General features: G+C 50.2%; 21 protein-coding genes. All 21 read right to left on the bottom strand.

Annotated features, from left to right (window positions below; translation table 11 throughout):
* Positions 1–15 precede the first annotated feature (15 nt).
* On the bottom strand, positions 16–828 hold the full coding sequence (locus OXG87_23300; GenBank protein MCY3872483.1) for a hypothetical protein: 813 nt from the start codon (positions 826–828) through the stop codon (positions 16–18).
* Positions 829–1,031: 203 nt separating this feature from the next.
* Positions 1,032–2,012 (bottom strand): sigma-70 family RNA polymerase sigma factor, encoded by a 981-nt coding sequence (locus OXG87_23295; GenBank protein ID MCY3872482.1) that lies wholly within the window; start codon positions 2,010–2,012, stop codon positions 1,032–1,034.
* 229 nt (positions 2,013–2,241) lie between these two features.
* The gene (locus OXG87_23290) at positions 2,242–2,694 is read right to left on the bottom strand and encodes a 6-carboxytetrahydropterin synthase (protein MCY3872481.1); all 453 of its coding nucleotides are present in this window, start codon (positions 2,692–2,694) and stop codon (positions 2,242–2,244) included.
* A gap of 15 nt (positions 2,695–2,709) precedes the next feature.
* Positions 2,710–3,429 (bottom strand): NAD(P)-dependent oxidoreductase, encoded by a 720-nt coding sequence (locus OXG87_23285; GenBank protein ID MCY3872480.1) that lies wholly within the window; start codon positions 3,427–3,429, stop codon positions 2,710–2,712.
* Between the two features lie 28 nt (positions 3,430–3,457).
* Positions 3,458–5,446, bottom strand: coding sequence for a hypothetical protein (locus tag OXG87_23280; GenBank protein MCY3872479.1), 1,989 nt, complete (start codon positions 5,444–5,446; stop codon positions 3,458–3,460).
* A 22-nt stretch (positions 5,447–5,468) separates the two neighbouring features.
* Positions 5,469–6,242: a phytanoyl-CoA dioxygenase family protein gene (locus tag OXG87_23275; GenBank protein ID MCY3872478.1), complete on the bottom strand. Its 774-nt coding sequence runs from the start codon at positions 6,240–6,242 to the stop codon at positions 5,469–5,471.
* Positions 6,243–6,260: 18 nt separating this feature from the next.
* Positions 6,261–7,604 carry a glycerate kinase gene (locus OXG87_23270; protein ID MCY3872477.1) on the bottom strand — a complete coding sequence of 448 codons (1,344 nt, stop codon included), beginning with the start codon at positions 7,602–7,604 and terminating at the stop codon, positions 6,261–6,263.
* A gap of 16 nt (positions 7,605–7,620) precedes the next feature.
* Positions 7,621–9,978 (bottom strand): tetratricopeptide repeat protein, encoded by a 2,358-nt coding sequence (locus OXG87_23265; protein MCY3872476.1) that lies wholly within the window; start codon positions 9,976–9,978, stop codon positions 7,621–7,623.
* Positions 9,979–10,188: 210 nt separating this feature from the next.
* The gene (locus tag OXG87_23260; protein ID MCY3872475.1) at positions 10,189–10,917 is read right to left on the bottom strand and encodes a hypothetical protein; all 729 of its coding nucleotides are present in this window, start codon (positions 10,915–10,917) and stop codon (positions 10,189–10,191) included.
* An 86-nt stretch (positions 10,918–11,003) separates the two neighbouring features.
* Positions 11,004–11,300: a hypothetical protein gene (locus OXG87_23255; GenBank protein ID MCY3872474.1), complete on the bottom strand. Its 297-nt coding sequence runs from the start codon at positions 11,298–11,300 to the stop codon at positions 11,004–11,006.
* 134 nt (positions 11,301–11,434) lie between these two features.
* Entirely contained in the window at positions 11,435–11,734 is a 300-nt protein-coding gene (locus OXG87_23250) for a DUF433 domain-containing protein (protein ID MCY3872473.1), read from the bottom strand.
* An 87-nt stretch (positions 11,735–11,821) separates the two neighbouring features.
* Positions 11,822–14,368, bottom strand: a complete 2,547-nt coding sequence (locus tag OXG87_23245; protein ID MCY3872472.1) for an ABC transporter permease — start codon at positions 14,366–14,368, stop codon at positions 11,822–11,824.
* A 71-nt stretch (positions 14,369–14,439) separates the two neighbouring features.
* Positions 14,440–14,661: a YgiT-type zinc finger protein gene (locus OXG87_23240; protein ID MCY3872471.1), complete on the bottom strand. Its 222-nt coding sequence runs from the start codon at positions 14,659–14,661 to the stop codon at positions 14,440–14,442.
* Positions 14,662–15,027: 366 nt separating this feature from the next.
* The gene (locus OXG87_23235; GenBank protein ID MCY3872470.1) at positions 15,028–15,240 is read right to left on the bottom strand and encodes a YgiT-type zinc finger protein; all 213 of its coding nucleotides are present in this window, start codon (positions 15,238–15,240) and stop codon (positions 15,028–15,030) included.
* A 64-nt stretch (positions 15,241–15,304) separates the two neighbouring features.
* Positions 15,305–15,886, bottom strand: coding sequence for an RNA polymerase sigma factor (locus tag OXG87_23230; protein ID MCY3872469.1), 582 nt, complete (start codon positions 15,884–15,886; stop codon positions 15,305–15,307).
* 64 nt (positions 15,887–15,950) lie between these two features.
* Positions 15,951–16,148 carry a hypothetical protein gene (locus OXG87_23225; protein ID MCY3872468.1) on the bottom strand — a complete coding sequence of 66 codons (198 nt, stop codon included), beginning with the start codon at positions 16,146–16,148 and terminating at the stop codon, positions 15,951–15,953.
* 775 nt (positions 16,149–16,923) lie between these two features.
* Positions 16,924–17,985, bottom strand: coding sequence for a molybdenum ABC transporter ATP-binding protein (modC, locus tag OXG87_23220; protein MCY3872467.1), 1,062 nt, complete (start codon positions 17,983–17,985; stop codon positions 16,924–16,926).
* 5 nt (positions 17,986–17,990) lie between these two features.
* Positions 17,991–18,668 (bottom strand): molybdate ABC transporter permease subunit, encoded by a 678-nt coding sequence (modB, locus tag OXG87_23215; GenBank protein MCY3872466.1) that lies wholly within the window; start codon positions 18,666–18,668, stop codon positions 17,991–17,993.
* 16 nt (positions 18,669–18,684) lie between these two features.
* A complete protein-coding gene (locus OXG87_23210; GenBank protein ID MCY3872465.1) occupies positions 18,685–20,472 on the bottom strand; it encodes a dihydroxy-acid dehydratase family protein in 1,788 nt (595 codons plus the stop codon).
* 92 nt (positions 20,473–20,564) lie between these two features.
* A complete protein-coding gene (locus tag OXG87_23205; GenBank protein MCY3872464.1) occupies positions 20,565–21,053 on the bottom strand; it encodes a DUF3368 domain-containing protein in 489 nt (162 codons plus the stop codon).
* Positions 21,050–21,449, bottom strand: a 400-nt coding sequence (locus OXG87_23200) for a UPF0175 family protein (GenBank protein ID MCY3872463.1), incomplete at its 5' end; no start/stop codon positions are given. The genes OXG87_23205 and OXG87_23200, both read right to left, overlap by 4 nt.

The raw sequence follows: 21,449 nt of genomic DNA, 5'->3' as shown, positions 1-21,449 counted from the left end.
GTATTTTCTCCTCGTCTATTTTTCTGAAGGAACTCGGGGGCGTTTAAATTCTTTTAGAAAGAGAGAATCGACGGTGGCTTGAAGGATCAGGAGTGCCCGCTGATGGTCACCGGATTGTTGTAAGAGGCGACTGGCTATCTGGCGTGCGTTGTCGGCGTTGTCCTGTGCGCGTTTGAGATCGCTTCTCAGTGCTTTAATCTGGCGATTTTGTACGTTCAGTCGCTCGTTGGCGCGGTCGAGTTTTTGTTGGGTGTTTCGCAATGTCTCGCGGTTTTTGGTGTGTTGTGCTTCCTCGCGCTTAAGCCGATTTTGGGTTTTTGCGTGAATCGATCTTTCGGTGTTGAGGCTGTCGAGATAGGCGCGGTGTGAGAGCGTTTCCCGATTTAAGTCGCTTTGTGTGAGGCGCAATTGTTCGCGTGTAGCGGCAAGCTCTTTACGGGTGCGTTGGTGATGGTCGATTTCGTTGGATAGTTTGCCGCGCACCTCGACTTCTGATCCAGTGAGTTCCGCTTTTTCATTGATTTGGGACATGAGACGGTCGGTTTGGTCGCCGAGTCGCTCGCGAAAAGCCGTGAGTTCTTGCTGAAACCGCGCTTGGGTATTTTCAAGGGTTTTCTCCTGGCGCGTGAGCGAGGTTTGCAAAATCAGTATCAGAAAAGTGATAACTATGACAGATGCGTAGCCCAAAAAGCCATAGAGCCAGCGATTTTCAAGGCGGAAGAAGGATTTGCCTTCAGTTTTGTCGCGATCTGAAATATAAAAAATAATGTACACACCCACACCGAGCAGAATGAGCGCGCCGAGTGTAGAGAGGATGAGGATTTTCATAGTTGATTCTCATTGTGAGCTAATAAGCGGTGTGCAACTTTCCAAGAAGATCGTTTGAATATTGTAAATAGCAAGGTTTCGGCTTTAAACGCAAGTAGAAATACAAGGGTGTAGAAGCACAAAGAGCGCCGGCAAATCGCGCCGACGCTCTGGTTTTGTTAGGGCTGTGTTTTAAGGGAACCCGCGGTGTACAATTTTTCGCTTTAACTACAATAGGTGGCAAGTCGTTTACTGTGGGTAGGATGCCTCAGCCGATTGAGTGCCTCCTCTTTGAGTTGGCGCACCCGTTCTCTACTTACCCCCAGTTTGTCGCCTATTTGTTGATAGGTCGCGGGTTTTGAATTGCTGACTTCGGAGCGTTCCGCCGGGTCGCTGAAACCGTAATAGAGATGTAGAATTTGCCGGTCGCGGTCGGGCAAGGCACTGAGCGCGTTGTGTATATCATTGTGCATTGTGTCTTGAATATAGGCTTCTTCGGGAGACAATGTTTGGGGGTCCGACAGGGTTTCTTGCAGGGTGACAGCGCGTGGTGCGGAGTTTGTAGCTTCATCGCACATTGGAGTATCCAGCGACACGGTGTTATAAGTCGATTCGAGGGTGTGCGTGACTTTTTTCAAGGGCAGATCGGTTTCTCGGGCGAGTTCGTCGGCATCGGGTTGTCGGTCGAGGTGCTGAGTCAGGTCAGCTTCGACTTTGCGCAATTTGTTGAGGTCGTTGACAACATTGCCGGGAATTCGAATGGATCGGGTTTGGACTTCGAGGGCTTTGAGGATGTTCTGTCTGATCCACCAGACTGCGTAAGTGATGAACTTGTAACCTTTTTCGGGTTTGAATTTGCGAGCGGCGGTCATAAGTCCCATGTTGCCTTCATTGATGAGATCGGCCAGGGGAAGCCCTTGATTCTTAAAATTTTTGGCAACGTGAATGACAAAGCGCAGGTTGCTGGTGATGAGCTTTTCGCGGGCGTGCTCTCCTGCCCGCCGAGTACGAGTACTCGCACCTGGTAGATTGCCCAGAGCAATTTGCTCTGTCAGTGCTCTTTCTTCGTCTGGCGTGAGCAGGGGATGTCGTTCGATCTCCTTGTAGTAATAGGCCAGAGAGGGTTCATCGCCCACATAGGGTGAGGTGCGATCTGGAGCTTTGCGAAGAGCCTGTCTGCGATGCTGGTTCATTTCGGAAATCATGTTTCCTCCTTATGGTGTTCTGAGGTCCTATATCGTGTGCGGAACATCTGTCTGTTTCTGTGAAATGGCCTCAGTAGTGGCTGAGCAAGAATATAGTGAACATTTGTTCATAAGTCAAGAAAAAAATAACACAATAAATATTTGTTTATTAACAATTTATTGTGTTATAAGAAAAAATATGTGCAGTATTTTGTGCAGTAGGGCAAAAAACGCCATTCAGGTGTATAGATCAGCTATCCACGAGTTCGTATATGCCCGAGTTTTTCATGTTTTCACGGGTTTCAACTTTATAGACCCAGCATCGGTTGTGGGTCATGTCGCGCACGAGTTTGTCGGCATAATCAAAGACAAATTTTGATGACGCTTCCATGCCAACATTGGGCATAATTCGCAGGTCGATTAGGCCACGGCGGTGCATTTCTTCAAAAAATTTGCGTTCGGGATCACTTTTGTTGATGAGCATCGTGTGGTCAAACATGTGCTCTAACCATGCTTTGAGTTTCTTGAGCTTGCTAAAATCGACGACAAAGTGATTTTCGTCGAGTTCGTTGCAGGTGAAATAAAACGTTATCTCGCGGTTGTATCCGTGAATAAAGCGACAGTGACCGTCATGGTACCCTTGACGATGCGCACAGGGCAGATCGTGATAGGTTTTTGTCGATGAAAATTTTCCCTTTCCCATGGGCATCCTTTCTGTTTACGGCCTTTTCGCTGTGCCGTCTTGTGGGGCGTAGCCCAATACTTCCCTGGTACTATCAATTCCGAGATAGGATTTTTTGTGATCAGATACGCCATGTACAATGGCAAAGTCGGTATCTGCTTCCACGCATTTTTGAAACAGTTGTGCGGTATCTCTGGGGCTGATGAGCACATGGGGTTTGTCTGGATCGTAAATTTCATCGGCATTCCATCTCGGGCCGCCCAGGCGCACACAGATGCAGGATAGTCCGTGGGTTTCGGAATATACCCGCGCAAGAGCTTCACCCCAGCATTTGGTGGCGCCATAGACATTGGTGGGAAATACGGGCACATCCCATTCGATGGGGGAATCGCCCGGGTAGCCCAACACAGCATTGACCGAACTGGCAAAAACAATGCGCTTGCAACCACACAGGTGTGCAGCGTGAAAGGCGTTGTATGCGCCAATGATATTGAGGTCGAGCAAGGTTTCGTAAAAGTCGGCACGTGGACTGCGATCGGCTGCGAGGTGTATTACAGTATGAATGCCTCGACAAGCAGCTTGAAATTCGTCGAGATTGGTAATATCCATTTGGACAAATTCTTCGTGATCTGCAAGATTTTTAACCGGGTTCACATCTGCAAGCCGAAGGCGATAGGTCGCGCCCCAGTGCTGGCGCAACATGCCGGCGACAAAGCCCGCACCACCTGTGATGAGAATGTGTTTTTGTTCGGACATGAGAAACCTTTCTGTAGTAATCCCAGGCCTACCATCCATGTGTCCAGTGCCCACCTGTTGGGAACCAGATGAGATCGACAATAGACGAAACGATGACGCCTGTGACATAGCCCACTGGCAGGCCAATAAAATAAGGTGCTGCGCGGCGGTACAGGGCAATGCCACCGATACGCAGGAAAAGTGATTTGGCCGCCCAGGTAAGAAAAATGGAGAAGCTGTAGATTCTTGGACCAGAGGTATTTTGAAAGGCAAGGCCAATCGGGTGCAGGGGCCACCAGGGCAGGCGGCTCCGCAAGCCAATGAGCACGAGCGCTTCAAAGATGCCAATGAACCATACGGCCATTTTATATGGATCAAAAACGGTTTTTTGTTCGTTGAGAATGTGGTTGGTCATGTTGCTGTAGAGGCGGACCGAAGCCGAGTTTGAGCGGCCGGAAAATGGGGCTGTGTGCAGATTTTGCCCCCCGTGGGCGTATGCCAGATAGATAATAAAGATGAAGGATGCGAGCAAGCCCGCGGTGAAGGCGAGCGCGGCGATACGGGCGATACGGGCGTTTGGCGTTGCGCCGTGCAATTTCAGGTGGTGGGGTAGCGCGGGCCATGCGGGAATGCGAGCGTTGCCAAAGAAGGCGCTGGAGTTGACAAATTCAGTACCCACAAAGTCCGAAGGGGTCAAGTTGGCAGTGCCGGCAAAGGTATATACCATGCCGCCGCCCTTAGCATATACGGGTAGGAGATGGGGAAAACCACTGGCAGCTGTGAATTTGGCGACGGTGAGATATGCCGTGTAGAGTAGCGCGGTTTGCAAGAGTGCAATGGGTATGGACATGCCCATTGCACTCATCCAGCCGATGATGAAGACAGTTGCCAGAACAAAGCCGATAAACGCTATGCGGTAGGATATAATGCCGTCGTTATGAACAGACTGTCTGCCTTCTACAACAGCTTGCCAGACGCGAGACAGGTGCCCCCGAGCGGCCCAAATAGACCAGAGCGCCAATAAAACAAGGGCGCCGTGGCTTTCGAGATTGATGATTTCGGATGATTTTGCCTGCTGGTTAGCCAGGCCCAGGGTGAAACCCGTGCGGTCCATAATGCCGAGTTTGACTATGGCGACGAGGCGCAGAACCCAAAAACTGAAGAGGATGTCGAGATTGCAGAAGTAGGTGAGGCCGACTACCGGAGGCAAGATGCGAAGATAAATGGGTGGAAAGTCGCGGGCGAGGTCGATTTGTTTGCTCAGGTATCCGGCATAAACGGTGATGCGCGGCAAGCCCGTGGCAAAATAACCGAGAATATTCCACGCGAAGACGCCAAAAACAGTGAAAAAACCCGCCCAGAAAATTTTGTTGCGAAATATGCCGGGGACGCGTCCGGGATGATCAAAACCAGATGTGAGTTCTACGGCAAATTGCGCGAGCGGAAAGGCAAGCCGCTCGTGGTCTTCCCACTGGCGCTGGAAGAGAATACACAGGCATAATCCCGCTGTAAAAACGGCCAATGAGATGGCGGTCCACCAGAATAGGGGTTGCAACCAGCCCACCCAGGGAATGGAACCGTAGGAAGGCAATCCATCGTAGAAAGGGCGAATGACCGCAGGCGATATGTCTGGCAGGGTCCACCAGGGCAAGATGTCAAAGATAATTTCGGTCCAGCGATTTTCAGGTGACGCATAATAGGTGGGCACGGCCATTGTGCTCGTCCAATAAGCTGCCCAACCTTCGAGGGGAATAACGCCCGCGATCCAGGACATGCTGTAGATGACCAGCAGTTCGGTGCCCGAAAGGGCCGCTTTGGGCCAGAAGGTTTTGAGACCGATATTGGCAAATAACCAGAGTACAAAGGGCAACAACATGGCCATGGGGTATTGCGATTTGACCAGGGATGACGATCCCATCACCAGCCCGGCGTGGTCGGTGTACACGTTGAGGGCAATGGCGGTGAGTGCGCCAAAGAACACGGAGCGACCCGTGATGCGCGAGGGAATGCGTTCTTGTTGGGGAGATGTTGCAGCCATGGTCAGTCGGGAATTCGGAAGGTCAGGGCTGTATTCCGAATGCTTTGTTGTAAATATTGGAGACTTCGTTGAGGTTGCCGTAAAAGGCGCGCACTTCGGGGTCTTCGTGGTCGCGCCAGAAGATGGGCGGGATGACGGAGTCGTTGGCCAGGTATTTGCGGTCGCGGTGTCCGTAGTAGATTTGCAGGGTTTTGCGGTCGCATTTCGTCGGTCGCGTGGTGGCTGTGTGTAGTGCCGCGACATTGAAGAGACAGACCGTGCCTGCCGGACCGTGAATATCGGCGATGCCGCCGCGTTTGAGTTGCGCCTTGTTATCTTCGAGCGTGGGTTCGTAAACCGATTCGGGCGAGAGTGAGAAGCAGTGGGTGTCTGCGCCCACATCCGTGAGATAGAGCATGAGCTGGATATAGTCCATTCGGAATGGATGCTCGTCCCAGTGGGGGCGGTCGCGGTGCCAACTGCGGTGCAGTTCGCCGTCGTAAGGAGGCATGTAACGCGCGCCAATTTCGCCAAAGCAAACCGGTCCCCCCATGAGTTGTTCGATTGCAGCGAGAATTTTTGGGTGACGAATCACGCGGTCAAATTCGGGCGTGGTGACGAGCGCGTCGTAATTGGTCTGCTGGTGGTAGCCATAGGGATGCCAGCGAAACACAAATTGCTCGCGGTCGCGGTCGAATAGGGCGATAAATTCGTCGCGCTCTTCATCGGTGAGTAGATCGGTGCGCACAATATACCCGTGGCGCCGGAAATAATCGACTTCGACTTCGTTGAGGATAGGTTCGGTTAAATTGGACATGATACATATTTCCCAAAGTTATGCATGTCCGACCATTACCAGCGCGACATCTGCTACATTAGTTCCGGTTGCTCCGGTGATGATCAGGTCGTCCAGTGGTTTAAAAAAGTGGTAGGCGTCATTGTTTTTTAGATGCGCGATCGCGGATAGTCCCAGTGCCTCTGCTCGCGCTATGGTTTGTCCATCGGCTACGGCGCCCGCGGCATCGGTCGGTCCGTCGGTGCCATCGGTGCCTCCGCTAAATAGTACGACATTGTCCCATCCGGCCAATTGAATTGCGCCCGATAGCGGAATTTCTTGATTGCGTCCGCCCTTGCCATCTCCGCTCACCAGCACGGTTGTTTCTCCGCCGGCAATCACGCAGGCCGGGGCCGCAATGGGCTGTCCAGATGTCACAATTTCTTTGGCAATACCCGCATATACATAAGCGACTTCTCTCGCCTCGCCCTCGATGCGCGTAGATAATACCAGGGTATTATACCCCAATTCCATCGCTTTGTTATTCGCCGCCGTCACTGCCAGACCATTGCTACCCACCACGAGATTTTGAACTCTGGAGAGTGCCGCGTCGCCGGGCTTGGGCGTATCTTCAATATCTCCGGCCAAACCGGCTTTTAGTCGCAGCCGAACACTTTCGGGTATTTTATCGACCAATTCGTATTTGTCCAGGATATCCATACACGTCTTAAATGTTGCAGTATCCGGCACTGTGGGGCCAGATGCAATGACATCCATGGGATCGCCAATCACATCTGACAACATGAGTGCGACAACTGTTGCGGGAAAAGCCGCCCGCGCTAACCCCCCACCTTTTAAGCGCGACAGGTGTTTGCGGATGGCATTGAGTTCTACAATATTTGCACCACAGGCCAACAATAGACTCGTCGTCTCTTGCTTGTCCGCAAGCGTCAATCCCTCAGCAGGTGCGGGCGCGAGTGCCGAGCCGCCTCCGGAAATCAAACAAATCACCAGTGTGTTTTCATCTGCTTCTTCCAGCAGACGCACCATTCGTCCGACGCCGTCAACTCCCGATTCATCGGGTACGGGATGGCCGCATTCCACTATGTCGATATGTTTTAAGGGCAATGCATGCTCGTATTTTGTATTCATAGATCCACCGGAGATGCGAGCACCCAATATATCTTCCAGAGCCACGCCCATCTGTGGTGAGGCTTTGCCCGTGCCCACGACCAGGATGCGGTGGTAAATACTTAAATCATAATTTTGATCGCCTATGTGCAAAATATCGCCATCCAGCGATACAAATTGCCGCACGCACTGTTCGGCATCAACTGCTTTGACTGCTGTATCAAAAATCTCACGCGCGTGTGCGCGCATGGTTTCAACGTCGAAAATACACATTGCATTTGCTCCTGTGCTATTGAGTGACAAATGTCGCTGTTGCGGTTGCTGTCTGGCCTGTTGTTTCATCCACGATCGCGATTTCTACGATTTTTTCGCCCGGTTCAGAGCGCGACATATCCAATTCAAGATAGCCCGGCTCTTGTGTCTCTGTTCCCACCTGTTCGTATTCGATTGAAATAACGCCCTGCTCGCTCTTTTGTCCGAGCATTTTGCCCACGCCACCCAAAATTCGCGCGCCGATGGTCTTTTGATCGCGCGATCGCACCACATAAGATACGCGGTATTTGGTCTGGCCAAAGGCATTGCGTTTTAAGTTGTAAATTTCAAAATAGATAAACACGGGTTGCGTGGGCAAATAGGCTCTTGAGGCTATGGGGATCACTTCGATACCGCCCTTTTGGAACCGGCTCTTGTCGGCCACATTGATGGTGGCGGCGAGTTCCACATCGCTGATCTTTAACTCGTCGTCTATATCGTATTCGGGTACGACGCGGTTGATGTGATACACCTGTGATTTTCTCGAACGGCGATCCAGAACCTGTACGGAGATGCGATAATTGCCCGGCGTTAAAAACAGACGGTCCATCTCCGGCATATATGCGCCAGGCGACTGATCGGCCTCTCCGGACGCGCCCAGTACCATTTCCCGGCTCGTGCGATAGACGGGGTCGCCCGCCTGATTGTAAACGACAATGCCGCGGTCTAATTGTGCGATTCTTGCGCCATCTTGCCCGGCTGCAAAGTGCAACTGCGCGGTTGGAATACCGTAATAAATTTCGAGTGCGGTTAGATCTTCTTGTCCCCGAAAAGCGGATGAGGCGAGATAAAAATCCAATGCGCCCGTCGCAAAGTCGGGGCGATATGTCATCGGTGTAATAGCCGCAACCTGTTTTAAGACGATTTCGGGATGCATGTCCTGCCATATCCTGGCAATCCGCCCTCTGCCGAGGGGGATATCGGCATAATCCCAGGCTCCCTGGTTTGAGCGCTGTTCAAATACGACTTCTATGCCATCGCCAACATCGGCATAGATCCAGTATTCCCATATCCCGTCCACCGGATATACCGGCCAGCCCAAAATCGTTCCACTGGTTACTTGCTGTCGTTCGCCGCGTGCGCCGGGGCTTCGGTCCCCTGTGCGCTGCAATTGCCCGCGCATACCCACCATGCTCGATGCGACCGCGTCGGCCCGCGCCCTGAGCAACCGGTCCACTGCTGGCCCCGCCTTTTGAATGAGCCGCTCTTTTACGTCAACCAATTTTTTTGTTCGCTCCAGTTGAATATTGCCCGAATTGCTCACATGGTCGGGTGCGCCATAGCGGATATAGGCTTCGCCTCGAGCGTCCCAGGGAAATCGAAGTGTCCCAAAAAATTCACGCGCATACGCGACGCGGCGATAGTGTTCCAATAACCGTTCATTGGCTTCGGTGACGGGAGCCGGGTCTAAGCGCGACCAGAATGTTCTAAAAACGCGCTTTTTTTGGGGGAGGGTTTCGGCATCATTATATTCCTTGAGAATGGGACCCGATGTGAGGAGATTTAGATCGCAATACGTTTCTTGTTCTTTTTCGGGCAACTGTTTGATATATGATTCAAATAATCGAGCCGATTGTTCAAATGCCTTTGCCCTTTGAAATACCTGTGCCAATTCCAGTACGGCTCGACGTTGAAAATCGCTGGCAACGGTTGCAACTTTGAGCAGGTGCTGAAGTGCTTCTCGCAATTGTCCGAGTAATTTCAGATCAATGCCCAGATTCAAGCGCGCGCCGAGATGATCCGATTTGGCTTCTAATTGATCGCGATACGCTTGCACGGCTTTTTCGCGTTCTCCATCTTTATCGAGCAATATCCCTATGCGATAGTTTGCATTGGGGTGTTTGGGATCGATCTTCAAGACATTGCGATAGGCTTTGAGGGTCTCACTGCTGCCGTAATTTTCCAGGGTTTGCGCCAGGTTATATTGCGCTTCCGAGTATTTTTTATCTGCCCGATTTGCATCCCGAAAATACGTAATTGCCCGACGCAGTTCGTTCTTTTTACGGCTATAGACCAAGCCCAATCCATTGTAAGCGGGCGCGTATTTTTTGTTTTTTGAGACTGCGGTCTTAAACGCCTTTTCCGCTTCGGCCAGATTGCCCTGTTTCAAATAGACATGACCCAGACCCACATAAGCAGGTGCGTATTTTTCGTGCTGGGCAATCGCAGATCGAAACGATACAAGTGCCGCGTCCAGATTTTCTGCCTCAAAGTGTTTCATCCCTTCTTGGTATGCTCTCTCTGCTGCGGCAATGGCCTCTGGCGAAGCATCTTTTGCCAGACCATCTGTTGCAGTTAGCGCAATGCACAAAATTCCCAGTATTATCGTTTTCATAACCATACGCCTTTTATCGCATTTTTGATCGTCTGCCAGTTTGCCCCATGATACACAAAAGGAAACGAAAGCACAAGAGGGCACTATTTGCCGTAGAAAACAAAAAAGCGGGCTCTCAAAGAGCTCCCGCTTTTTTATTACGTGCCGGTTGTACGCTAAATCCTTCCCCTCTCCCCTGACGAAAGAATGCGCGCTACAACCGGCTCAAAATCAAGCTGCAATAGGTTGTGCATCGGCTTTGCGCCGGGCGTCTAACCTCGTTTTTATTTTTTGGATCAATTCAGATGCTTGACGCTTGTCCAATCCGCCTTCAATTTGAGCTTTCAATCGCTCTCGTTCCCGCTCGGTTAGCCGTGGACTGCGTCCCAGACTTTTAATCAGATCAATCTGACTTTGCGTTGCAGATGAACTGTTGTGCACCTCCCCAACATCGCTGGCAGCGTCTGTGGCTACCTGTAGCTCATCGACAGAACACATCCCCGTTGCGGTAGCCAAACGCATCGCCCGATTGGTGGCGCGTCGCGTCGCCATTTCGAGTGGGTAATCTGAAAACCGCACAAATCCTTTGAGATTTTTAGGTGTTGTGGTGCCGTAATCGACAAAAGGACGCGCAAGTCCCTCGACCCACACCTCACCGCGCATTACCACCAGCGGTTCCTCATCTTTTAATCCCATCATCCGCCGCAACAGAGCGTATTCTTCTTTGGAAGGCATTACAGCCTGTACTGCGAATTTGCCAGCCTTATAGGTTTGTAACATTTTGTACTGCAACCCCGCAGACGTGATGTAGGGATCGTTCTGGATGAATACCACAAACTCATCGATTTTCTCGGTGGGGAAACCTTCAGACTCTGCAATCTGAGTTTTGATATGGTCGATGGGTTGGGCTGCTGTCGCCTTCATATTTGGGTTATTCGTTTTCATATCTCGCTGGGACATTGCTATCTCTCCTTTGCTTTCGTGGAAATCGGCAATACGACGGGTTATTTATTGCCGAAAATAAACGTGAATATATGGGTTGCGATTTAATTATTGCGAACGCCTAAAGACTCAATAACCTGAAACCAGGCCGATTCGTAATCCGTCAGGGCGCCGTGCCACTCAGTGAGTTCTCCCTGGCCCTGGGTCAAATCTCGTGCCAGAGTATCGACAGCTTGCTCAGCGGCTTCGACGCGCGCCATGGCTTCGGGGCGAATGGCATCAAAAGGTACATGTGGCATCTCGGCTTGGATGCGATCGGCAACTTTGAGCAAATCTCGACTCAAATCGGACAGTAGAATTTCCCTAATATCCTGCTCGGTCTGAACCTCAATGCTTGCCATGATTACCTCCTGTCAAGGAATTATGACTCAACGTTCTATGCACAAAAATACTAAACAAAAGAACAGGTGTCAAGGAAAATTTTACAGTTTAATGGAAAACAATTAAACTTTTTTAAAAAAATAAAATCAATGGGTTATGGCATCCATGCACTATCTTGATATTTTGATCGGACTGCGTCTTCTGTATTTGCCTGGATGAGTTGATCAATTTCAGGTTTGTGATCAAAAGCATAAGATAGAGCATCTTGAACCTGTGCATGGGTCAAATGAGGATATTGTGCGATAATTTCATCCACACTATATCCACGGCGGTCCCATTCTACGATATGCCGCACGCCAATGCGTGTTCCTCGTATAATGGGTTCGCCTGAGAGGATATCTGGATTCCGTTCGATATGGGGATACGCGATTCGGGGAATATCTATGCGAGCCATTTGAGTCTCCTGGTCAACAAAGGTTCCTATTTTCTCTTTTTTAAATATTCACGATTTGTCCATTTCTGTCAAATGAGAAAATCGATCTCACTCATATCGCAGGGCGTGGACGGGATTGCGCTGTGCGGCTTTGAGGGCTTGAATGCCAATGGTGAGCAAGGCTGTTAAAAAGACGAGTAATCCGCCGAGCAGAAAGAGGCCCATACCTGCATCAATGCGGTAGGCAAAATCTCGCAACCAGTGCTCGACGCCGTAATGGGCGATGGGCCAGGCGATCAGATTGGCGATGAGAATAAGTACTACAAATTCTCTGGACAATAAAGCGACGATGTGATGGTTTGATGCGCCGAGTACTTTGCGGATGCCGATTTCTTTGGTGCGTCGGGTAATGGCAAGAGATGTGAGGCCCAGGACCCCGAGGCAGGCGACAAAGAGCGCGAAGAAGGAGGCGTATTGGACAATGGTGCCCCAGCGTTCTTCCTCGCGGTAGAGGCGATCAAAATTTTCGTCGAGGAAGACGTAATCAAATGGTGCATCGCCCGCAATAGACTGCCACTTTTCAGCCATAAAGGCGAGCGTTTCGGACAGGCGTTCTGGACGAATGCTTACAAGGAAATCGCTACTCAAGCTGACGTCGTCTAAAAATATCACCAAAGGAGGCAGGGCATGATGCAGTGACCGTAGATGAAAGTCATCTACGACACCGATAATTTGGGGATCTTTTATTCGCTGAACTTTTGGCAAGCTATCTCCCGGCGTAAAATAGGCTTTCATCTTTGTCAGGGGCAAGGTCGTGTTCAAGGGTTGTTCCAATTGCGCGCGTTCTACAAATGTTTTATTGACCAGAACAGCCTGTGTTGCATCTGTGCCAAAATCTGGCGAAAAGTTGCGTCCCGCCAGTAAATTAATACCCAATGTGTCAAAGAAGTCGTAATCTACAGAAATTTCAGCTTTTTCCACCACTTCTCCATTGGGGAATGTAATATTGCTTTTGCGGTTATCTGAGTCCGCTTTTAAGTTGGAGAACAAATGCGATTGTGTCACGTTTATGACATTGGTATGCCGTTTGAGTTCTTGCTTGAAGAGTTGCAATCTCAGGTGGTGTTGCTGACGGTCTGGTGATGAACCCATCCGGTTTGAGTCCCTCGGTTTTACCAATACGACCTGTGACTCATTCAACCCCAGATTTTTTTCTTTTAAAAATGTTAGCTGGTGAGACATTACAAGGGTGGCAATCAAAAATAAAATCGCAACGACAAACTGACTAACGATCAGAACGCGACCAGACCAGGACCTGCCGCCGATATTGAATCGGTTCTTCAAAACGGCAATGGGGTCAAAACCCGATAGTACGAGTGCCGGATAGATGCCCGATACCAGACTGATAACCAATAAGAGCGCCAGGCCAAAGAGTAAGCCAGATAGGGAAGGTTGATAATTCAGTGTTAAATTTACCTGTGTTAAAGCATTGAAGGTCGAAAGAAAAAACTCTGTCAGTGCAAGCCCCAGTAGCATTCCCACACCCGTGAGCAGCAAAGATTCGCCCCAAAATTGTTTCATCAGTTGAAAACGCATTGCTCCGACCACTTTTCGTACACCTACCTCTCGCGCTCGGGTCGCAGACCGCGCAATGGCGAGGTTCGTAAAATTGATGCACGCTACCAGCAATACAGAGAGGGCAATGCCCGCGAGGATGTAGGAATATGCGGGGTTGCTCGGCGCTGAAAGTCCATTTGTTATTTCGCGATCAAAATGAATATCCGCGATGGGCTGCAAGTGCAAGGTTAAATCTGGAGTCTTGCGTTTAGAGTTGAAATTGCCACTGGAAGTTTTGTTTGCTTCAACAAATGCATTCAGAACAGGAGCCACGTCTGCCAATTGCACGTTATCAATTAGCTGTATATAGGTGACATTTCTTCCCCTCATAAAGACGGGCGGGGTAATTTCTTTGCGTTCGGTTTTGCCGTCTGGTGTCATAATAAATGACGTTATTTTATTTTTAGAAGGAGGACGGCTTGCCTGAGAAAAAATCAGATCGAACTGAATGCTGGAATTTTCAGGGGGGTCATTTGCGATACCCGCTACGACAAAAGTTTTCTCTTCCTCGTTCCAGATTTTGTCGCGGATGCTGATTTCCTGCCCCACAACATCGGTTTGTCCGAAATATTTTTTTGCCGCACTTTGCGTTAAGACGATACTGTTTGGATTTGCGAGTGCGGTTTTGGAATCGCCGTGAATGAGTGGAAACGTGAATAATTGAAAAAAGGCATCGTCGGTAAACAGAGATTTTACTTCAAAGGTGTTGTTGCCGTGAGATACAGTGCCTGGACCTTCATTGATCCGCACAACGTGGGCGAATTGCGGGATGTTTTCTCGCATAAGTGGTCCAATTTGATCCGATAGTCGGACATGTATGGTATTGTCTCTTCCGCCATACGTTCCGCCAGACATGCCGAGTCGAAAAATGCGATCGGATTTTTCGTGAAATTGATCATAAGTCCATTCGTGCTGCACATAGAGAAATGTGAGCAGGCAAAATGCAATGCCCGTTGCCAGGCCGAGGGCATTGATTGCGGTGTATGTTTTGTAGCGCACCAGATTTCGCAGGGCTATGGTCAGGTAATTTTTGAGCATGGGACGGACCTCCTTTGAAAATTGGACTCCCTAAAGCCGCCGATAGATGCTATCGACAACCTTCTACATCTTTAGACGAGATACATCACTTCTGAATATTTGGCCTCAGTGTGTAGCACTGGGCTCAGTTGCTCAGCGTTGTCGGGCATGGGGGACGCAAAATAGCGTTCATCACAGGCCGAACATATCGCAAGGGAAATATTGCGAATGGTAATGGTATGTTTCCCCTTGCCATACGTGCGGTCAAGTTTGTGGATGTACGCATTTTCACGGCCGCAAATGTCGCAGTGCATGATGTCCTCAGATTGTTAAAATGGCGCTGTTGCAATATCTGTCCAACATTTTGCGCCACCGCGAGTATGACCTGACGGAAATTGATTTTGCATTTGAATACAACAAAAATCGTGCCAAACTTTTGGGGAGATCGATAATTCAAGCAAATTTTTTAGGCTATATTCCTTTTAAATTTTGTAACTTATTGTAAATAAATCGCTTAATTTTTTGAAAAAAAATTGAATACTGGCATAAATTAAAAAATAAATGGCCTCATCAAAATTTAATGACGTGGGCAAGTGTCCGATTTTGATACAGTGGTGTCCGAAAATGAACACAAAAAAGCCGCCGATAGATGTACCGGCGGCTTTTTTTTAGCTGCTTGTTTATACAAGACAGGTCGATTCTGAGTGTTTGTGAAGTACTGGACTCAGTTGCTCGACATTGTCGGGTATGCGAGGCGCAAAATAGCGTTCATCACAGGCCGAACATATCGCAAGGGGTATATTGCGAATGGTGACGGTGTGTTTCCCCTTGCCATACAGACGGTCGATTTTGTGGATGTGCGCGTTTTCGCGCCCGCAAATGTCACAGTGCATAAAATGAGTTTCTCCTCGAATGTTAAAATTTAACAGCTATTGCGCTAACACGTTGTAAGACGTTTTACATTGCCGCAAGTTCCGTGTTGTTAAGAGATTCTTGCAACTGGTGTCGCGCGCGATGAAGCCAGGTTTTCAGGGTGCCCATCGGCACACCGAGTTCTCTGGCAATTTCTGCATAGGATCGATCCTGTACATAGCGCAATCGCACGGCATGGCGATATCGCTGTGGCAGTTCTTCTATGCTTTCTTCGAGTATTTCGCGGCATTCTTTTCGAGACAATGCATCGTCGGGACGCTCTGTATTGGCTGGCTCCCAGGTATCTCGATAACCGAGTTGTGGATCTTCAATGGTTTGCTGCCACGATCTACGGGCTTGTTTGGATCGCATGTGCGTGGTACACACATTCAGGGCAATTTGCATCAGCCAGGTTGAAAATGCAGCCTCCCCGCGGAACCCGGACAAACCGCGATAGGCGCGCAAGAAAGTCACTTGCATCAAATCTTCAGCATCGTGTCGATTTCTGGTTCGTCCAATTAATGTGGCGAGAATCCGGGCGTAGTGGCGTTTGTAAAGGCTGTTGAAAGCCCCGGCATCGCCATTTAATGTGCGGCGCACCAGATCCCGCTCTTCTGCGTACTGCATGGTTAATCCTCTGGTGAATGGTTATCAATTTCTCTGCGGGTAGTCGTTTACTGCGGGTAGTCGTTTACTCGTCAATATCGTCAGGCGTTGCGGTGATTTCCCACTCGGTAGGCTCCGCAAGCGAGACCTGAAAAATGTCGCGCAACCCCGTCAGGGCATAAGAACCCGTGATGAGGATAACGACAATCAGAAAGCAGAATCCGATGTTTTTCAGATTTTGCAATTCCTCTTTTCTGCGGAATACATCCTTCCATGTTTGCATCTGTTTTCTCCACAAGTTTGTGATTCCATTTGCAGTTATCGGAAATTTGTCCTAAATTATGCGGAACACCGCATGTATTTGTCGGTGTGATCTGGGGTCCTCACGTCGTCCCGCCAAAGACTCGCGTGAGGGCCTTTCTATTTGTACTGACATCATATCAGATCTCCTTTTTCTGATGAAGGGGAGAAATGGTGAGCCAGGTATTGTGTTTACCAAGCGTTTGTTAAATGATCATAGTGCCTCCTTTGAAAAAAAGGGCCACCGCGTCTCGTTTGCGCTGTGGCCATTAAAAAAGCCATCCGGCGAGGATGGCAGTGTTTTTTGATGCATTCAACAAGCCATATAGTCCTCCCCAGGCGCAATAAGAGCGCGTGCAATTATTGAAATTGCGAGCTATCCTGGATTGGACAGTTAAAGGCAACAATGACGAGTTGAACACAAAAGTTTCTCGTGTAAAGGTGTTACCCTGGATGTCGTGCCAGGAAACTCAGCCCTGTGGTGCGGGTTTACGGATATACACGATGGATTCCCTGTTTGAGGTTGGTGAATTGCAACAATAATGTTTAGCTTTAAAAAGATAGTTAGAGAACTTCATTACGTCAAGGAAGAAATCGGAATTTTTTGCAAATTTTATCTTCACTGTTACATACCTTTGGATGCACTTTGAAACGAAAAGGAAGAAAATAATTACCCAACGTCACATAAATAGACAGTGCAGGTTGTAAATGGGTTTCAGAAATTTTGATTTTTTTCAGGAAATGGAAGTGGTGAGGTCTCAAGAGACATCTGGGCCTATGCGAATGGCGTGTGTTTTTATGAGGCAAATTACGGGGTCGCCGATTTTTAAAGCCAATTCCTCTATCGCTTCGGGCGTGACTTCAGCGGCGAGGCGTTTGCCTACATCGATGTACACGAGGCGTCGGCCATGTGTTTCAACGATGTCGAGGACTCGTCCAGAGATGGCATTGCGTATGCTTAAACCAGCAGGCCGTTGTCGGCACAAAATGATGTCGTTTGCCCGAATGCCTATAAATATATGCGTGCCCGATGTGCGGTCACAGGGTGGGATGTGGAGGGTCTGATTGTTGTATTGTACGCGATTTGGTGCGATGATTTCAACGGGCAGGACATTTTCAAAACCGTGCGCTTCGAGCAGGGGCAGAATTTTGGGCTGGTGAGCGATAGTAAAGAAGTCTCCATGCGCGAGTACCTGCCCGCGATTGAGCACAATGACCTGTCCGGTGAGTTGCAGGATTTCACCAATTGCGTGACTGACGTAGAGCATGGGGATGCCCAAATCCGTGCGAATGTGGCGCAGATAGGGCATGATGCGGTCTTTAAGCTCTTGATCGAGCGAGGTCAGAGGTTCATCCATGATGAGTAATCTGGGAGAAGTCAGAATGGCTCGTCCCAGGGCGACGCGCTGGCGTTCTCCGCCCGAGAGGAGATTTGGGAGGCGGTCGAGCAGGGTGTTTAGTTCGAGCAGGTCGATAATGGTGTCGGGATGAAATTTGCGTTCTGATGACGCGAGAAATTGATACCCGTACAGGAGATTCTGGCGCACGGTCAGGTGTGGAAAGAGCAAATCGTCTTGAAATACATGGCCTATGCGTCGCTTTTCCGGTGGCAGGTCAATGCCTTTTTCAGCGTGGAATAAAATGGTGTTATCAATGCTGATTTGACCGCTATCTGGTCGCATCAGGCCGCTTATGAGGTTCAGGAGGGTGGTTTTGCCGCAGCCCGAAGGTCCAAATATCGCGGTGACGGGATAGGTACACGTCACATTGATTTCGAGGGTAAATTCGGCGAGTTGCCTGTGTACGCAAAGGGTGAGCATTGTGTTTAATTTTTCATTTTTCGGGCGACGGTCTCGCTGGCGATGAGCGCGCCCAGAGATAGGATGATGGAGAGTATGACGAGGCGTGCGGCAGCGGCTTCGCCGTCGGGCTGATTGATGTACGTGAAAATGGCGAGTGGGAGTGTGCGGGTTTCGCCAGCGATATTGGAGACAAAGGTGATGGTGGCACCAAATTCGCCAAGGCTGCGGGCAAATGTGAGGAGGGAGCCAACGAGTACGCCCGGTGTAGCAAGGCGCAGCGTTATGGAGAAAAAGGCGCGTAGCGGATTGGCACCGAGGGTGCGGGCAGCGCGCTCAAGACGGGGATCAATACTTTCTATGGCGAGGCGAACAGCTCTTAACATGAGTGGAAAGCCCACTACAGCAGCGGATAGGACAGCACCTCGCCAGGTAAATGCGATTTGCAAACCAAACCAGTCGCTCAAAATTTGACCCAGAAAACCCCGGCGGCCCAACAGGAGGAGCAGCAGATACCCGACAACTACAGGCGGCAATACAAGGGGCAGGTGACACAGGCCGTCGAGGATGAGCTTGCCCCGAAAGTTTTTGCGCGCCAGCACCCATCCCAACAATACGGCAAAGGGCAGGCTTATCACCACGGAGAGCAGACCCACTTTAAGCGATAGGACGAGGACGGTGTATTCTTCGGGGGTTGGGAATATCACGATGCAAGCAGGTTTAATGCGAATGGCGAGGGGTGTTGTCGCGCACATTCTGGTATTTGACGGCCAGTTCCAAACACGCGCCATCGGCGAGTTGGCCCACAGTTTGGCGATAGAGTTCTTGCCAGGGTGTCTGGTGGACCAGATCGGGTTGTTTCCAGTCCTTTTTGCGCTGGGCGAGTTCTCGGTCGCTTACGAGGACATTGGCCGTGCAGGTGTTGAGGTCGATGCGCACGCGGTCACCCGTCTTGAGAAAGGCGAGCCCACCGCCCACTGTGGCTTCGGGCGAGGCGTTGAGTATGGATGGGCTGGCAGAGGTGCCGCTTTGACGTCCATCGCCGATGCAGGGCAGTTCGGAAATGCCCGCCTGCACGAGGCGGTCAGGCGGGAGCATGTTGACGACTTCGGCTGAGCCGGGATAGCCCACGGGGCCGCAATAGCGCACGAAGAGCAGGGAATTTTCGTCGATGGGTAAATCGGGATCGTTTATGCGGTGGTGATAATCTTCGGGGCCATCGAAGACCACAGCTGTGCCTTCCCAGGCGTTTTCATCGCCTGCGCGCTGGAGATATTTTTTGCGGAAGTCGTCGCCTATTACAGAGGTTTTGAGCAAGCCTGCTTCAAAGAGGTTGCCGCTGAGTACGATGAACCCGGCGTTTTCTTTTAAGGGTTGATCATAGGGTTTGATGACGCGCTCGTCTTCAATGGCGATGTCTTTGAGATTTTCACCTATGGTTTTGCCGGTGACGGTCTGGCAGTAGGTGTGGAGTTTGTCGGCTTTGACGAGTTCGGCCATGACGGCGGGCACGCCACCGGCGCGATAAAAGGCTTCGCCGAGGTATTCGCCTGCGGGCTGACAGTTGACGAGCAGGGGTATGTGGTGACCATGGGTTTGCCAGTCTTTTGCCGGCAGTTCCAGCCCGATGTGTCGCGCCATGGCAGTGATATGGACCGGTGCGTTTGTCGAACCGCCGAGCGCTGAGTTGACGACAATGGCGTTTTGGAAGGCTTCTGGCGTGAGGACCTTGTCCGGGGTGAGATCTTCTTTGACCATATCGACGATGCGCAGGCCCGTGCGATAGGCCATTTGCTTGCGGGCGCGATAGGGGGCGGGGATGGCCGCACATCCGGTAAGCGATAGTCCAAGTGCTTCAGCTAATGCGTTCATGGATAGGGCGGTTCCCATTGTGTTGCAGTGACCCACACTGGGCGAGGATGATGTGACGATATCCATGAATCCGTCGTAGTCGATTTCTCCAGCCGCATAGCGTTCGCGGGCTTCCCATACAACCGTGCCCGATCCAGCCAGACGACCGCGCCAGTGCCCATCGAGCATGGGGCCGCCAGACAGGACGATGGAGGGGAGGTTCATGGTGCAGGTGGCCATGATGCAGGCGGGTGTGGTTTTGTCACATCCTGTGGTGAGGACGACGCCGTCAATGGGATAGCCGTGCAGGATTTCGACCAGTCCGAGGTAGGCGAGGTTGCGGTCAAGGGCAGCCGTGGGCCTTTTGCCCTGTTCAGCAATGGGGTGTACGGGAAATTCAAAGGGTATGCCGCCGTTGTCGCGGATACCTGCTTTGACGCGATCGACCAATTCGACGTGAATGCGATTGCAGGGGGTGAGGTCGCCCCCCGTTTGCGCGATGCCGATAACGGGTTTGCCCGATTGGAGTTCTTCGCGCGTCCAGCCGTAGTTCATGTAGCGTTCGACATAAACGGCTGTCATGCCCATGTTGTGCGGGTTGTTAAACCACTCTTGACTTCGCAGTGGACCTTTGACTTCAGAATAATCCTTCTGCATCGATGCTCCTTTTGTCAATTTGTTTGAGTCAGAGATTCATACTCTTCAGTGGTTAGTGAATCGTTTAATCTTTAGATTGTCGATGGAATTTTTTACTCTCCCGCGGTTGTGAGTGTTTGGTGATAGAGTTTTTGGCTAATTCGCGTACCATGGTCCCGAAGATTATCGAGTATGGGTTTGACATCGGGAATGATGTGGCGGGTTTTGGCAACAAGGAGAACACCGATTGTACCGATAATGGGCAATCCCCGGGCAATTGCCACACGCCGTGCAACGCGGTCGTCAATAATCACTTGTCCTGCATCAATTTCTTGAGCAAGCACAATAGCTCCACATTCGCCTAAATCAAGCAGTGTACGGTTGTGAAGTATCAGGACTTGATTTTTGTCTGTCACCGACCTACAGAGAATCCACTGGGCTTCTTTCACTGCTGCCGCCCCAGGTTTTCCAGCCCCATCAATGACTACTTCGGTGTACACTTCTTCTGGAATGATGATTGAGCCATATACATCTCGGAGCAGATCCAACCGCTTAATTTTTGAGAGTTCAATCAATGGGGTACTGTTTGCTACAACCTTCATGGTGTGGGTTTCTCGAAAGCCTGTAGCGCACTATTGACTTCAGCCGTTAAGTCTTCTGCGGTGAGGCTGTCATCAAAAGGGGAGATGCCGGCTTCAGCCATTAACTCTGAAAGCTCCCATCGAGAAATATTGAGGAGTTTTGCGGCTCTGCCAGCACTGATGGCCCCTTGTCGGAGGAGTTCAAGTACAAAGGCTGTTTTTGCCTTTTTTGTCGCTGCCGTTTGATGCTTTTTGGAGATGTTTTCAATCGGAAGGTGAAACTGCATTTTAAGTGTAGTTTGTTTCATTTTGTTATTCCTCAATAATAATCTTGATTGCGCTCCGGTTTTTTGGATCTTTCCTAAAAAATACTTCAGTTTATCAACATAGGCAAGGAACAAAGCATTCTGTATCATG

It is taken from the genome of Gemmatimonadota bacterium (genome assembly GCA_026706845.1).
Classification (GTDB): Bacteria; Latescibacterota; UBA2968; order UBA2968; family UBA2968; genus VXRD01.
The sequence above is the reverse complement of the archived record's forward strand: the minus strand, read 5'-3'. Positions and strand labels throughout refer to the sequence as shown.

Coding starts and splice junctions, on each gene's coding strand:
- OXG87_23255 (MCY3872474.1), bottom strand. CDS start 11,300: ATGGCAAGCATTGAGGTTCAGACCGAGCAGGATATTAGGGAAATTCTA.
- OXG87_23285 (MCY3872480.1), bottom strand. CDS start 3,429: ATGTCCGAACAAAAACACATTCTCATCACAGGTGGTGCGGGCTTTGTC.
- OXG87_23225 (MCY3872468.1), bottom strand. CDS start 16,148: ATGCAAACATGGAAGGATGTATTCCGCAGAAAAGAGGAATTGCAAAAT.
- OXG87_23260 (MCY3872475.1), bottom strand. CDS start 10,917: ATGTCCCAGCGAGATATGAAAACGAATAACCCAAATATGAAGGCGACA.
- OXG87_23235 (MCY3872470.1), bottom strand. CDS start 15,240: ATGCACTGTGACATTTGCGGGCGCGAAAACGCGCACATCCACAAAATC.
- OXG87_23295 (MCY3872482.1), bottom strand. CDS start 2,012: ATGATTTCCGAAATGAACCAGCATCGCAGACAGGCTCTTCGCAAAGCT.
- OXG87_23290 (MCY3872481.1), bottom strand. CDS start 2,694: ATGGGAAAGGGAAAATTTTCATCGACAAAAACCTATCACGATCTGCCC.
- OXG87_23250 (MCY3872473.1), bottom strand. CDS start 11,734: ATGGCTCGCATAGATATTCCCCGAATCGCGTATCCCCATATCGAACGG.
- OXG87_23275 (MCY3872478.1), bottom strand. CDS start 6,242: ATGTCCAATTTAACCGAACCTATCCTCAACGAAGTCGAAGTCGATTAT.
- OXG87_23300 (MCY3872483.1), bottom strand. CDS start 828: ATGAAAATCCTCATCCTCTCTACACTCGGCGCGCTCATTCTGCTCGGT.
- OXG87_23210 (MCY3872465.1), bottom strand. CDS start 20,472: ATGCAGAAGGATTATTCTGAAGTCAAAGGTCCACTGCGAAGTCAAGAG.
- OXG87_23205 (MCY3872464.1), bottom strand. CDS start 21,053: ATGAAGGTTGTAGCAAACAGTACCCCATTGATTGAACTCTCAAAAATT.
- OXG87_23240 (MCY3872471.1), bottom strand. CDS start 14,661: ATGCACTGCGACATTTGCGGCCGTGAAAATGCGTACATCCACAAACTT.
- OXG87_23280 (MCY3872479.1), bottom strand. CDS start 5,446: ATGGCTGCAACATCTCCCCAACAAGAACGCATTCCCTCGCGCATCACG.
- OXG87_23230 (MCY3872469.1), bottom strand. CDS start 15,886: ATGCAGTACGCAGAAGAGCGGGATCTGGTGCGCCGCACATTAAATGGC.
- OXG87_23270 (MCY3872477.1), bottom strand. CDS start 7,604: ATGTGTATTTTCGACGTTGAAACCATGCGCGCACACGCGCGTGAGATT.
- OXG87_23245 (MCY3872472.1), bottom strand. CDS start 14,368: ATGCTCAAAAATTACCTGACCATAGCCCTGCGAAATCTGGTGCGCTAC.
- OXG87_23265 (MCY3872476.1), bottom strand. CDS start 9,978: ATGAAAACGATAATACTGGGAATTTTGTGCATTGCGCTAACTGCAACA.
- modC (MCY3872467.1), bottom strand. CDS start 17,985: ATGCTCACCCTTTGCGTACACAGGCAACTCGCCGAATTTACCCTCGAA.